The sequence below is a fragment of the Comamonas badia DSM 17552 genome, from assembly GCF_000484635.1.
GTDB classification, from domain to species: domain Bacteria; phylum Pseudomonadota; class Gammaproteobacteria; order Burkholderiales; family Burkholderiaceae_C; genus Comamonas_C; species Comamonas_C badia.
On the sequence record NZ_AXVM01000002.1, the window covers coordinates 456,432 to 469,783 of the forward strand.

The window sequence follows — 13,352 nt, forward strand, 5'->3', positions numbered from 1 at the left end:
GCGCGAACGCGCCAGCGCCCAGGGCTTGCTGCCGCTCATGGAAGCGCGGCCGTGGCGCAACGGCAAGACCATCACCTACCGCTACCACCCCATCGGCGGCAAACCGACCCGGCAACAACCACCCGCGTGTACGAGCGCAGCCGGGTTTCCAAGCGGAAGTCTCTATGAAAAAAGCCCCCGCGATTTCCCACGGAGGCCTTTAAATTTCCCACGGCTACAAACTATGTAGCAGCAGACTTAGCATTTATGGGGTGGCTGATGGGGCTCGAACCCACGACAACAGGAATCACAATCCTTTCAGAGTAGCATTTGCCCGCGTTGATTGGCGCCGATAGAATCCATATAAATCAATACATTACAACATATATACTGGATATAAAAACAGTTTTAGTGTTGATTGATATTCCCTAAAATTGGGTAATTCTGGCTACATGGTGGCTACATGAACCACCAACCCGGAGCAATCAGCATGGCGCGACCGAAGAAAAGCGAAGCTCCCGACCTGTCCGACCGGATAAATCTGACCGCTGGGGCAATCGAGCGCCTGACCTGTCCGGCTGACAAGCAACAGGCATTCATGCGCGACAGCGAAGCCCCAGGCCTGCGCGTGCGTGTAACCGCTGCCGGTGCGAAATCGTTTGTCTATGAGGCCAAGCTGAACCGGCAAACCATTCGCCGCACCATCGGGGACGTGAAGCTGTGGAACATCGAACAGGCCCGCACCGAAGCCCGACGCCTTGCCGTGGTACTGGACAACGGGCGAGACCCGAGAGAGATTGAGCGCCAACAACGGGCCGCCCAAGCAGCGCAAAAGGCCGCAGACGCCGCCCAGGCCGTCACTGTAGGCGAGGCATGGGCCACCTATTGCAAGGCACGCCGCCCGCATTGGGGCGAGCTGCACCAGCGCGACCATGCAGGCATGATGGCCCCAGGGGGCGAGCCCAAGAAGCGCGGCAAGGGCACTACCGAACCCGGCCCGCTGGCGCACTTCGCATCGATGCGCCTGGCGGACGTGACGCCCGAGGCCGTGCAGGCATGGGCCAGCGATGAAGCTACGCGCCGCCCTACCCGCGCCCGGCTGGCCCTGAGCCTGTTACACGCCTTCCTGAACTGGTGCAGCGAACAAGCGCAGTTTGCCGACGTGGTGGGGGACAAGAACCCCGCACACACCCGCCTAGCCCGTGAATCTCTGCCGCTGCCCAAGCCCAAGCGTGACGCGCTGCTGAAAGAACAACTACCCGCATGGTTCGCCGCCGTGAGTGCCATCAACCACCCGGCCATATCGACCTACCTGCAATGCCTGCTGCTGACTGGCGCAAGGCCGGGCGAGTTGCTGACCCTGAAATGGGACGACGTGGATACGCAGTGGCAGGGGCTGACCATCCGCGACAAGGACGAAAGCAAGGGCGGGCAAGACGGGCACCGCATCATCCCGCTCACGCCCTACGTTCACCACCTGCTGGCGAGCCTGCCGCGCCATGGCCTCTACGTTTTCGCTGGCACCCGTGGCGAGCCGCTGCACAAGCCCAACGTGGCGCACACCAAGGCATGCGCCGTAGCTGGCCTGCAGGGGCTCACGCTGCACGGCCTGCGCCGCAGTTTCGGCAGTCTGTCCGAGTGGCTGGAACTGCCCGCCGGGGTTGTTGCGCAGATTCAGGGGCACAAGCCCAGCGCCACCGCTGAGAAGCATTACCGCGTGCGTCCGCTTGACCTGCTGCGCGTGCACCATGAAAAGCTGGAAGTGTGGATACTGGAACAGGCCGGGATTGAGTTTCAGCCCCAGGCCGAACCGGGCAAGCTGCGCATTGTCGGGGGTGATAAATGAGCGTCTATGAGTTTGAACGCGCTTATGCCGTTCAAGAAATTTTGCGTGTCGAGGGCACTAATCCAGCCATTGCAGAAAGCGCACAAGCTGCCTTTGACGGCGATATTGAGGCCGCTTCCAGCCTTTCAATCGTCCTTGAAAATCACAATCGCGGCACAGTCGCTTTGATGATGTGGCGTGGGCGAGTAAAGCGCGAAGCCTTCCGAGCTTACTTTTCCAGCGTTTGGGACCATGACCATCGGCACGTCATTCGAGCCGCCAAAACCCGCCGCACGCTGGCGGCGATGTTTCGATATGCCGACTTCCCCAAGCCCGCAGACATGCCAGAGCGCCTGACGTTATGGCGGGGCACGTCCTACCTATCGCAGCGCGATGCAGTACGCGGTTATTCGTGGACATGGGACAGAGACACCGCCTGCTGGTTTGCCATGCGCTTTGCCGACCTCAACGGTTCCCCGATGGTGCTGCGAGCCGAAATCAATAAGGCTGACGTTGCGCTACTTCATGATGGCCGTAGCGAGCGGGAGGCGGTTTTGTTGCGCCCGCCTGCTGCCGTGGTTTGTGGCGATGTAGCCGACTGGCAAGTTGCAGCATGCCGATATGAAGCCGCAAAGAATGCCATCTCAAAGAGCCGGGCAAGCTGCGCGCCGTGAACTGATTTACCGCGAAGCCCCGGCGCGGCAAGACCGGGGCAAAAGACGGGGCCGCAAGGTGCGGAAACACCAGAGCGGCCCCTGACCATCGTCAAAACGGAGCTTTGAAAATGGCTGTTGCTACTGTATCAACCCCCCAAGCGCTGGGCGAACATTACGAGCCGTCTGCAACTTTGAATCACGTATTGTTGGCCCAATCCAACGGATATCAGCTATGGCGAACTGTTGCTAAGCGGGACGGTTTCCAGCCTCTTGACCGCGTGGACTTCCAAATCCTGGATGACGGCGAATGGGTGGCGTCCCATTCCCGCGAAAGTGGAGCGCGCCTACTTTTTCAGGCGCTTTCAAAACGCCTCGCGTAACCGTTACGCCCCAGCTAGGCAGGGCCGCAATCCTGCTGAAAAGTCGGACACCTTCACCGACCTGCTGGGGCACCTTTTGAGGGCCGCACTTGAAGGAGTGCCACTTTGCCGACATACAACGAAACTACCGGCACTTGGGAGCCGGACGAGGATGAAATTGATGCCGCTGCCGAGCATGAAATTCTGCTTAGGCACATCGGCAAGGCACCCGCCCAGCCTGCGCCGCTGCCAAACCCCATTCTGTTTCATCCTGACCTAGCGGATAGAGAGTTTGGGAGCCATCTGCTATCGGTGCCAAAGCTGACTGAATGGGCCGCAAAGCAAGGGCTAGAGGTTGTCGCACAGCCGCCTATCGAGCGTTTCAAGTTCGTTCAAGTGGAGGCGCTTTTGTGCGCCATCGAGCGCGCCGCAATGGACAGCGCACCCGAACCGATGGCCGCCGCAGTTGTGCAAGCAACGCCGCACCTAGCGCAAAACCGCGCCGCCGAAATCGCCCCGCGCTGGCTGGTGAGTGCCGATGCCCACCAACAATGGCGACGCCTGCTAGAAAAAGCAATTGAGGCGGGCGAGCTTGCATTGCTGCACTTCGGTTCAAAGCTGCCGGTTCAAGTCGGTTCCGAGCCCCAGGCCGCAGCGCCTGCGCCCGTGGTGACAGGCAGCGCCAGCAATGCGCCAGAAATGACCCCGTCGCCGGTGGCAACCGGTCATGTTGCATTCGCATTTGATGGCCTGCGAGGATGGAATGAAAGGGCGTGGAAAGACAATTTAGGAAGCCCGCCAAAGTGGCTAGATAGCTGCATTGCGATACGTGGGCAACAAGGGATTAGGGAACACCATTGGAACCCCGTTCTTATCGGTGCCGCGCTGGTGCGCAATGGACACGCGAAGCAGAACAGCATTCGCGCAAGGTTCCAAACCAAGCCACAGCTACGAGACTGGTTAGAGGCATGGAAAACCTACGAGGCCGACTATCTCGACAACGATTGAAACGCCGCCAGAACCCCGGGGGTGAACCCTGGATTTTTAGGGAAATCGCCCGCAGACCCGCATGAATGCTTGATTCCAGAACCTTGGGGTTATTCGGATAAATCCGGGGTTGTCGCAATTCGCCCATACCTAGCCCGTGCTGCTGGGTTGAAAGCAAATTGCGATGCAAGCAACGAATCACAGCGCTGTATCTGAGCCCCAGCAGTTCCCCCCGCTGGAACTGGAAACCCGCCCCCGCGTGCCGACTGAGCAAGCCGCGCACTACCTGAACCGCCGCCCGCAGACCCTGCGGGGCTGGGCCTGCGCCGAAACCTTCCCGGATGGCCTGCGCCCCGTCCGCATCAATGGCCGCTTGGGCTGGCCTGTTGCTGGCATCCGTGCCGTGCTGGGGGTATGACATGAACGCCCCCCGAAAATGCCAAGCCCCGGCACCTCTCACAGCAACCGGGGCTCAGGGCGAACAACTTAGCTTTCTGCCGCCGCCGCCATTTTGCCCGACATGGCCCAAACGTGGAACCCTTGCCGATAAGGCGCTGGGAATGCTGATGGATGGCCGCGTGATTGACCATCCGGAATTTGAGGATGTCACGCAGTCCTGGCGCTTGGGAGCCGTGATTTTCACGCTGCGCGCACTTGGCTGGCCGGTGGAAACCATTGAAATCCCGAGCCCTACCGAGCACAGCCCCGACCGCGTGATTGCCCTTTACCGTCTGGATGGCAAATACACCGCGCAAGCCCTGGCAATGAATGGGGGTGCAGTCTGATGGCCGCAGATATCGACCGCGCACGCGAAGCACTGCAAGCCATCCCGCCCGACATGCCGCGTGATGATTGGGTGCGTGCGGGCATGGCCGCCCAAGCCGCCGGGCTGGAGTTTGCCGACTTTGACGCCTGGAGTGCCGGGGCCACAAACTACGATGCCCGAGCCTGCCGCGACACGTGGCGCAGTTTCAAACCGGGCCGGGGTGTAGGCGCTGGCACGTTGTACCGCGTGGCCGCTGAACACGGCTGGCGCATGGGTGAAGGCAAACCCCTGCAACACCCGCAGCAAGCCCCCAGGAAGGCCACACAGCCGCCGCGCACACCGCGCAAGGGCATGGCACCTGCTGAGGTTTGGGCGCGCTGTGAGCCTGCTACGCCAGCGCATCCGTACTGCAAGCGCAAGGGCATCGATGGCCCGCCGCTGGCTGGCCTGCGCGTACTGCCTGAAGGCGACACCCTGCGCATCCGTGGTGCGAGCATGTCCGGGTCTTTGGTGATTCCCGCCTATGCCGCAGACGGCACGTTGCAAAGTCTGCAACTGATACCCGCAAGCGGCCCAAAGATGAACCTGCCCGGCGCACCGATGGCCGGGGCTCGGTTCACCGTGGGCACACCCGAGGCCGGGGAGCCGACGTACTTGTGTGAGGGTATCGGGCAAGCATGGGCCTGCTGGCAGGCAACCGGACACGCTGCCGTCTGCTGCTTTGGCTGGGGCAACGTGGGCACCGTGGCGCGCGCTATTCGCAAAGGGGACACCGCCGCCCGGCTGGTGCTGGTGCCTGACGTGGGCAAGGAAGCCGACGCGCTACGCATCGCCGCTGAGCTTGATTGCAAGGTGGCAACCATGCCCGAAGGCGAGCCGCAAAACTTCGATTGCAACGACTACGCACAGCGTGAAGGTGCCGACGTGCTGGCCGATTTGCTGGAACGTGCCAGCGAGCCGCCCAGGCCCGCGCCGCTGCTGCCCGTGGTTGACGTTGCCGGGGTGCTGAGCCACCCGAGCGCCCCGCCGCGCTTTGTATGGGGGCAGTACCTGCCGCGCCAGCAAGTGGCGTTGCTGGGCGCGCATGGGGGCACTGGTAAAAGCACCATTGCATTGATGCTGGCCGCTGCTGTGGCAACAGGGCGCGAGCTTTTCGGGCATGAAACCGAACAGGGCCGCGTGGTGTTTGCTTCGCTGGAAGATGGCGCGGACGTGGTACGCCACCGCCTGGCGTTTATCTGCCAGCAATGGGGCATTGCGCCGCACACCCTGGCGCAAAATCTTGTGATAGCCGATGGCACAAGCCACCCGGAACTATTCACCGCTGAGCGCCGCGAACAAGGGCACACCACGCCCAGCTATGCCGAACTGCGCGAGCTTGTGAAGAGGGCCGCGTTGCTGGTGATTGATAACGCATCGGACGCCTACGCGGGCGACGAAATCCAGCGCCAGCAAGTGCGCGCCTTCATTCGCTGCCTGGCAGAAATCGCGCGTGCTGAGGATTGCGCCGTGCTGCTGCTGGCACACGTGGATAAGAGCACAAGCCGCACGCGCAAAGCCGAAGGCGGCGAGGGCTACAGTGGTTCAACGGCCTGGAATAACAGCGTGCGAAGCCGCCTATTCATGGCCCGCGCTGAGGATGGCACCCTGAGCCTGGAACACCAGAAAAGCAACCTAGGGCCATTGGCCGCGCCGCTCACGCTGCACTGGCCGCATGGTGGCCTGCCCGAAGTGGACACACCTGCAACCGGGGTTGTTGCGCACATTGCCGACAACGTGGATAGCAAGGCACTGCTGAAGCTGATAGCGGAATTTTCCGAGCGTGGCGAGTACATCGCACCGGGCACCACGTCACCCAGCAACGCCGCCCGCCTGCTGGCGCATGAATCGACATACCCCAAGCGCAAACCACGCGAAGTGTTTGATTTGCTACGCCGTGCTGAACGCGCCGGGCATATCGAGCGCACCAGCTACAGGGACAGCCAACGCAAGACACGCGAGCGCTGGGGCGTCACCAGCAAGGGCAGGCAATTTGCGGGGCTTGCGCCAACTGCGCGAACTGCGCGAACTATTGAAGATTGCGCAGATGCCGCAGCAGTTGCGCCAACTGCGCAAACTGCGCGGGGGGTTATAGGGGGGAGCGCGCGCGCAAAAGATGGCGCATTACCTGCCTGCTGGAACGAAAACCAAGAAGGTCGCGACGCATGGGGCGTCACCAGCAAGGGGCGCGAGTTTGCCGGGCTGCCGCCTGCAACTGCGGGCAGTGCGGGCACATATGAAGAACCCGCACCTGTCGCACCTGCCGCACCTACTGCGGGCAGTGCGGGCAGTGCCTAGGGGGTATGGGGGAAAGCGCGCCGCACTTTTACCGCCCGCAGCGCGCTCTCTTTGGAACCGAAAACACCGGGCGGGCTTTGTGATGGGTGAGCCGCAGGGGCCGTGAAAGGCCGGGCACCGCCACCCCGTTTACATCATCAATCGACGAAAGACAAACCATGACCGAACTGCAAAACATCGACACCCAGGCCGACTACCGCGAAGCCATCGCCAAACTTGGGGGCTACATGAGCGCGCTTGCTGGCGAGCAGCAGGTGGCAACCGAGTTGGACGCCAAGCGGACTGCGCGCGATTCCAAACCGCAGAATGAGGCGGGCGACCCTATCGCGCTGGCCGACGAGCTGCTATCCGGTGCTGCCGTTCACGACGATTTGGGCAAGCGCATCGCGGATACCGCGCGCAGGATTGCAACCCTTCGCCGCGCCATCGAACACCAGCGCGCCGAGGTAACGCGCATCCGTGGCGAGCATTCGCACCATGTCTGCCGCGCCGCCGTTTCCGAGCATGTGGCCTTGGTGGCACGCATCATCAAGGCAGTCGAGGAACTGCACGCCGCGAACTGTGCCGAGCGGCAATACCGCGAAGCCATCGAGCAAGCGGGCTACAGCAGCACGCACCTGCCGCCTATGGCTTTCATGCCGCGTGGCGTGGAGTACTTTGACACCAGCAGCCCGGACGGTGGATATGCGCCCGCGTGGTTGCGCGAGGCTGGCGAGTACACGCGCACGAAACAGATACCGACCGAGGCAGCCGAGCAGGCCGCCCATGTCGCCGCACGCCGCACGCGTGATGCTGCGGTGAAGGCTTTGGCGAAATCTGCTGACGTGGGAATCCTGGCCGATTGAGGCACGGGAGCGTATCCGTAAGGCGGCACTGCCCCTGCATGGTTCGCTGTGCAGGGGCACTAGGGGGGTACGGCAAAAAGTCTAGAGCCCCTTCGACTGGATACCGCCCGGTTCCGCACGCGCAAAAAATATCGCCCGCCGAAAACAATCAAGATGACCCGCCCACGCAAAACGAGTAGCTCGGGCTGGGGTGGCCGTCGTCCTGGTGCTGGAAGGCCGCTGGGTTCGCGCAACCGCTCGAGGCTGATTGAGGGCTTGCCCGTGGTCGACGACCCGCGGCGGTGGCTTTTGGCGCTGGTGAACCATGAGAGGGCACCGCTGCGCCTACGGATGAACGCGGCAAAGGCGCTGCTGCCCTACTACCATGAAAAAGCGAAGTGAAAGACACCGCACCAATGAATCAAACCGCACTACTTGAAGCCGTGGCCACTGCTGCGCTGGCATGGAATCGCGCACGGCTGGCCCGTATCGAGGTTGCCCGGCGCGTGCCTGACTGGCGACACCCACAGTACGCGATGGCATCCCGAGCATTCGATGATGCACGCAAGGCCGAAGCATCGGCTAAGGCCAGACTGCGCAAAGCGTGCGCTGCTGCTGACCCGGCGAGCCTGACCTTTGACGTGCAGGCGTGCGAGGTTATGGAACTGGTAACGCTGCCGGGTTGCCGATAACGCGCATTTGAGCAACACCCCCATGCAAGCCCCCGCTGCGGGGCTTTTCTTTTTCTGGTGCTGGGTGGCTACATGCCCGCTACACGACACAAAACCCTGCACCGTTGGCTACATGGTGGCTACACGACTTGGAAAAAGACAAACCCCGCTAGCGTTTGCATAGCGGGGTTTCTTTATGTAGTCTGGGGTGGCTGATGGGGCTCGAACCCACGACAACAGGAATCACAATCCTGGACTCTACCAACTGAGCTACAGCCACCGTAGCCGACGATTATATCTGGCAATTGTGGGCGCGATAGCGCAGCGTCACTCCTGTTCCGTCGGATCGGCAGAAGGCCGCGGCACCTTGATTTGCGCCTTGTAGCGCTGCTTGAGCAGGTCGTAGTATGCAAGGGCTTCAGCCTGAGTCCAGGCTTGGGCGTATTGCTGCTGCAGCGCCTTTTGCTGGGCCTCGCCTTCCGCTTCCCGGGGCACGATGCGCTCCAGCTTCACGACGGCATAGCCCTGTGCTCCCAGATCAACCCCAATCCAGGCCGGGAGCTTGTCCGCAGGGGCGCGCAGAACAGCATCCAGCAAACGCGGGGGCTGCTGCTGCGCCTGGTCTCTTGAAACCGTGATGGCCGGTGCAAGGCCGGTGGCGCTGGCTGGCGCCTGCTGCCAGGCAGCCAGCTTGGCGGCGCCATCCGCCTGGGCCATTTCAGCCGATTTCTGCGCCACATAGGCACTGCGCACGCGGTCCTTGGCCTTGTCGAAGGGCAAGGTCTCGGCCGGCTGGTAGGCGGTGATTCGGCCTGCGGCCATTTCATTGCTCCCCACTTCAACCGCTTCGGTGTTGCGCTTGGTCTGCAGCGATTCTGGCGAGAAAAGAGCGTCCAGAAAGCGTGGGTTCGCAAGCACGCCTTCGGCGCCCGGGTTGGGCGTTCGCGCGACGCCGGTGGCGGTCTGGATCTTGAGCTTGAGCTTTTCGGCCACCGGCTGCAGGCTGTCGGGCTGTTCGTACACGATGTTGGAGAAGGTTTCGGCCACTTCGGCAAACTTGCGCTGCGCCTGCTGCTGGCGCAGCTCGGCTTCCAGCTTGGGACGCAGCTCATCAAAACTCGGAATCTTGGAGGGCTTGATGTCCGTCAGCATGATGATGTGGTAGCCGAAATCGGTGTCCACCACGTCGCTGATGTCGCCCTTTTTCATGGAAAACACTGCTTCTTCAAACGGCTTGACCATGGCGTCACGGGTAAAAAAGCCCAAGTCTCCGCCCTGCGCGGCCGAGCCCGGATCCTGCGAATTCTTCTTCGCCACCTCGGCAAAGCTGGCCGGGTCCTTGCGCACCTGCGCCAGCAGTTCGTCGGCCTTCTTCCTGGCTTTTTCCCGCTCGGCGGCAGGCGCATCCTTGGGTGCGTTGATGAGGATATGGCTTGCGCGCCGCTCTTCCTTGGTACCCAGGCGATCCTGGTTTTCCTTGTAGTAGGTGCGCAGATCGTCTTCGCTGACGGTCAGCCCTTGCTTGATGGCGTCGATGTCGAGCACGACATATTCGATCGACGCTTCTTCGGTCTGACGAAAGAGTTCCGGATGGGCCTGGTAGAACGCCTGCAGATCTGCCTCATTGACCGTGACCTTGGATGCATAGCTGGCCGCATCGAAGCGCGCCACCTGAATTTCACGGCGCTGCAGCAAGGCATCCATGCCCAGGTTGCTTTCGGCCGGCGTGGCAAAAGCGGTGGAAACCACTCCGCCCATCACCTGCGCCACAGCAAGATCGTTGCGCATCTGCGCCTCAAAACCTTCCGGCGTCAAGCCCTGCGCGCCCACGAGGGCGCGATAGGCCTGCGTATCCAGGCTGCCATCCGGCTTGCGCAGCTGCGCGATGGCCGGAATATTCTGCAACTCGCGCGCCAGCTGGGCATCGCTGACCATCAGATGCAGGCGCTGCGCCGCGGTAGCCAGCACGCGGTCGCGCACCAGGCGCTCAAGCGTGGCATAGCGTGCCTGTGGCGAATCCAGCAGCCTGCTGTCCATTCCCGGCTGCTGGGCGCGCAGGCGATCGGCCTGCTCCCTGTGGGCATTGTCCCAATCGGTCTGCGTGATGGCTTTCCCGTCCACGCTCGCGACCGTCGGGCTTTTTTCGGAAAAATAGTTGCCATCAATGCCGAAGAGCACAAAGGAAGGGATGATCAGCAGAAACAGCACCCCCATGACGATCTTGGAGTGCTTGCGGATGGCTTCAAACATGAACTGGTCTCTTAACGGCAGCAAAACAAAAGGCGAACCCAGGTTCGCCTTCGCGTCGTGAATGGTGGGTGCTGACGGTCTCGAACCGCCGACCTACGCCGTGTAAAGGCGCCGCTCTACCAACTGAGCTAAGCACCCCTTCATCAATCGTCCATCAATTCAAGGCATCCTTCAACGCCTTGCCGGGACGGAACTTCGGCACTTTCGCGGCCTTGATTTTAATCGTTGCGCCCGTGCGGGGGTTGCGACCGGTGCGCGCCGCGCGCTTGCCCACTGCAAAAGTGCCAAAACCGACGAGCGAGACCGTGCCGCCTTTTTTCAGCGTCTTCTTGACTGCGTCAATGGTCGACTCCAGCGCGCGCGTGGCGGCAGCCTTGGAGATGTCAGCGTGGTTTGCAATGTGCTCGATCAGTTCGGTCTTGTTCACAAGGTGCCTCTCATGGATAGAAGAAATGAAATGTCGTGTTCTGTGCAGTGGCTGCAATTTGCCGCGAAACCGCTCGCGGCACTTGCACGGCACAAGGGCAACTGCGCCTGGCAGCCGCCCCATTAAAGCCGTGGTGATTTCAGGTGTCAATCCGTCCCATCCCGATGCACGGCCGCGCGAATTCTAGTCGCATTTTTTCTCCTTTCCGCACACTTGCGCGACACCTGCTTCATCGCGTGCGCGCGCGGATTTCCGGCAGCGCGCGCTGCAGGTAGTACACCATCGACCATACGGTCAGCACCGCCGCGAGCCAGATCAGCCACGTGCCCCAGACGCCCGTATCAAGCACTCCAAACAGACGCCCGTCGTACAGCAGCAAGGGTATCGCCAGCATCTGCACGGTGGTCTTGAGCTTGCCCAGCATGTGCACGGCCACGCTGCTGCTGGCGCCGATATGGGCCATCCACTCGCGCAGGGCGCTGATGGCGATCTCCCGGCCAATGATGATCAGCGCGACAAACACATCCACACGCCCGAGGTGCACCAGCACCAGCAGCGAGGCGCTGACCAGGAACTTGTCAGCCACCGGATCCAGAAAGGCGCCAAAGGCGGAAGACTGGTTCAGCTTGCGTGCCAGGTAGCCATCGAGCCAATCGGTTGCCGCAAACACCACGAACAGCACCGTTGCCGCCAGATTGCGTTCGGCGCCGCTCAGCGGCATGTAGAACACCCCGACGATCAAGGGAATTGCAACGATGCGCGCCCACGTCAGGAGCGTTGGAATGGTCAGAAACATAGGCCTGGTGCAATAGCCTGCGGTGAATGGCCTCTGGTGCGAACGGTGTCAGGCCCCGCCCGGGCGCTGCCCGGTCTGGATCATCTTCATGGCCGACGTGATCAAGGCGGAGACTTCGGTCATGTTGCTCGGCACGACCAGCGTCGTCGTGGCATCCGTGGCAAGGCGGCCATAGGCATCCACCGCCTTTTCCGCCACCTTGAGCTGCACCGCCTGCTCCCCGCCCGGCTGGCGAATGGCTGCCGCCACCTGTCCGATCGCTTCGGCGGTGGCCGTGGCGACGGCCATGATGGCGGCGGCCTCGCCTTCGGCATTGTTGATCTGCGATTGCTTTTCGCCTTCCGACTTGGCGATGGCCGCCTGCTTCTGTCCGTCCGCGAGATTGATCTCCTCCTGGCGCTTGCCTTCGGACGTGGCGATCACCGCGCGCTTTTCGCGCTCCGCGGTGATCTGGGCCTGCATGGCCCGCAGGATTTCCGCTGGCGGCGTGAGGTCCTTGATCTCGTAGCGCAGCACCTTCACGCCCCAGTTGAGCGCCGCCTCGTCGATCGCGGCCACCACCTGCCCATTGATGATGTCGCGCTCCTCGAAGGTCTTGTCCAGTTCCAGCTTGCCGATCACGCTGCGCAGCGTGGTCTGCGCGAGCTGGGTGATGGCCACGACGTAATTGCTCGACCCATAGCTGGCACGCATCGGGTCGGTCACCTGAAAATACAGCACCCCGTCCACCTGCAGCTGCGTGTTGTCACGCGTGATGCAGACCTGGCTGGGCACATCCAGCGGGATCTCCTTGAGGCTGTGCTTGTAGGCCACCTTGTCAACGAAAGGAATGATGAATTTCGGTCCCGGGGCAAGCGTGCCGGCGTATTTCCCCAACCGTTCTATGACCCACGCGTTCTGCTGCGGCACGATCTTGACGGCGCGGACGATGAAGATGACGGCAATGACAAAAATGGCGATGGCGACGTACATGACTGGTTCCTCTCTTCCCTTGTTGCGTTCATTCAGGCCTTGAGCGATTCCACCAGCAGGCGGCTGCCCACCAGTTCCACCACCCTGTGCGGGCCTGCCACGGGAACGGCCCCCTCGCGGTGTATCGCCGTCCAGTTGGCGCCGCGGTATTTCACCATGGCCGTTCCGTCCGCAGCCCATTCGTTTATCTGGATGGTTTCTCCGACATCCAGATTGACGCTGCGGTCCGCCCGCGCGGACAGGTCGCCGGGGCGGCGGCGCTTGGCCCAGTATGCCGCGAACACCGCCCCCGCACCCACCACGGCGCATACCACGATCTGCCCAACCCCGGACAATCCAAGGTGGGCAGCGATGGCGCCCGCAGCCAGGCCAATGGCCAGCATCAGCAGGTAAAACGTTCCGCTGAGCAGTTCAATCACCACTGCCACCGCCGTCGCCAGCCACCACAGGGTGGATGCACCCAAATCCATGGACACTCCCTTTCATTGCTTGACGGGCAACGC

13 protein-coding genes and 2 tRNA genes are annotated in these 13,352 nt (G+C 62.0%); 8 read left to right on the plus strand and 7 right to left on the minus strand.

Going from position 1 to position 13,352, the window contains the following annotated elements:
• The first annotated feature begins 469 nt into the window (after positions 1–469).
• The 8 genes from K320_RS0106320 to K320_RS19000 all read left to right on the plus strand — a co-directional run bounded on the left by K320_RS0106320 (position 470) and on the right by K320_RS19000 (position 8,425).
• Positions 470–1,825: a tyrosine-type recombinase/integrase gene (locus K320_RS0106320; protein WP_029695869.1), complete on the plus strand. Its 1,356-nt coding sequence runs from the start codon at positions 470–472 to the stop codon at positions 1,823–1,825.
• A complete protein-coding gene (locus K320_RS18985) occupies positions 1,822–2,478 on the plus strand; it encodes a hypothetical protein (protein ID WP_156913854.1) in 657 nt (218 codons plus the stop codon). The genes K320_RS0106320 and K320_RS18985 overlap by 4 nt, the downstream gene beginning before the upstream one ends.
• 467 nt (positions 2,479–2,945) lie before the next feature.
• Complete coding sequence (locus K320_RS18990; RefSeq protein ID WP_156913856.1) at positions 2,946–3,827, plus strand: hypothetical protein; 882 nt, start codon at positions 2,946–2,948, stop codon at positions 3,825–3,827.
• 163 nt (positions 3,828–3,990) lie between these two features.
• Entirely contained in the window at positions 3,991–4,224 is a 234-nt protein-coding gene (locus K320_RS0106325; protein ID WP_024537998.1) for a hypothetical protein, read from the plus strand.
• 1 nt (position 4,225) lies between these two features.
• A complete protein-coding gene (locus K320_RS18995) occupies positions 4,226–4,591 on the plus strand; it encodes a hypothetical protein (protein ID WP_156913858.1) in 366 nt (121 codons plus the stop codon).
• Positions 4,591–6,909, plus strand: a complete 2,319-nt coding sequence (locus K320_RS18355) for an AAA family ATPase (RefSeq protein ID WP_051384847.1) — start codon at positions 4,591–4,593, stop codon at positions 6,907–6,909. Before K320_RS18995 ends, K320_RS18355 begins: the two co-directional genes overlap by 1 nt.
• Positions 6,910–7,067: 158 nt before the next feature.
• A complete protein-coding gene (locus K320_RS0106340) occupies positions 7,068–7,754 on the plus strand; it encodes a hypothetical protein (RefSeq protein ID WP_024538001.1) in 687 nt (228 codons plus the stop codon).
• Positions 7,755–8,131: 377 nt separating this feature from the next.
• The gene (locus K320_RS19000) at positions 8,132–8,425 is read left to right on the plus strand and encodes a hypothetical protein (RefSeq protein WP_156913860.1); all 294 of its coding nucleotides are present in this window, start codon (positions 8,132–8,134) and stop codon (positions 8,423–8,425) included.
• A gap of 183 nt (positions 8,426–8,608) precedes the next feature.
• Here the strand turns inward: K320_RS19000 and K320_RS0106355 are convergent.
• The 7 genes from K320_RS0106355 to K320_RS0106385 all read right to left on the minus strand — a co-directional run bounded on the left by K320_RS0106355 (position 8,609) and on the right by K320_RS0106385 (position 13,319).
• Positions 8,609–8,684 (minus strand) — tRNA-His (locus K320_RS0106355).
• A gap of 47 nt (positions 8,685–8,731) precedes the next feature.
• On the minus strand, positions 8,732–10,654 hold the full coding sequence (locus K320_RS0106360; protein WP_024538002.1) for a SurA N-terminal domain-containing protein: 1,923 nt from the start codon (positions 10,652–10,654) through the stop codon (positions 8,732–8,734).
• Positions 10,655–10,716: 62 nt separating this feature from the next.
• Positions 10,717–10,792: transfer RNA gene (locus tag K320_RS0106365), tRNA-Val, on the minus strand.
• Positions 10,793–10,808: 16 nt separating this feature from the next.
• Positions 10,809–11,204 carry an HU family DNA-binding protein gene (locus K320_RS0106370; protein ID WP_281172616.1) on the minus strand — a complete coding sequence of 132 codons (396 nt, stop codon included), beginning with the start codon at positions 11,202–11,204 and terminating at the stop codon, positions 10,809–10,811.
• A 106-nt stretch (positions 11,205–11,310) separates the two neighbouring features.
• Entirely contained in the window at positions 11,311–11,877 is a 567-nt protein-coding gene (pgsA, locus tag K320_RS0106375) for a CDP-diacylglycerol--glycerol-3-phosphate 3-phosphatidyltransferase (RefSeq protein ID WP_024538004.1), read from the minus strand.
• Positions 11,878–11,925: 48 nt separating this feature from the next.
• On the minus strand, positions 11,926–12,849 hold the full coding sequence (locus tag K320_RS0106380; protein ID WP_024538005.1) for an SPFH domain-containing protein: 924 nt from the start codon (positions 12,847–12,849) through the stop codon (positions 11,926–11,928).
• A 32-nt stretch (positions 12,850–12,881) separates the two neighbouring features.
• Positions 12,882–13,319, minus strand: a complete 438-nt coding sequence (locus K320_RS0106385) for an NfeD family protein (RefSeq protein WP_029695872.1) — start codon at positions 13,317–13,319, stop codon at positions 12,882–12,884.
• Positions 13,320–13,352: the final 33 nt, after the last annotated feature.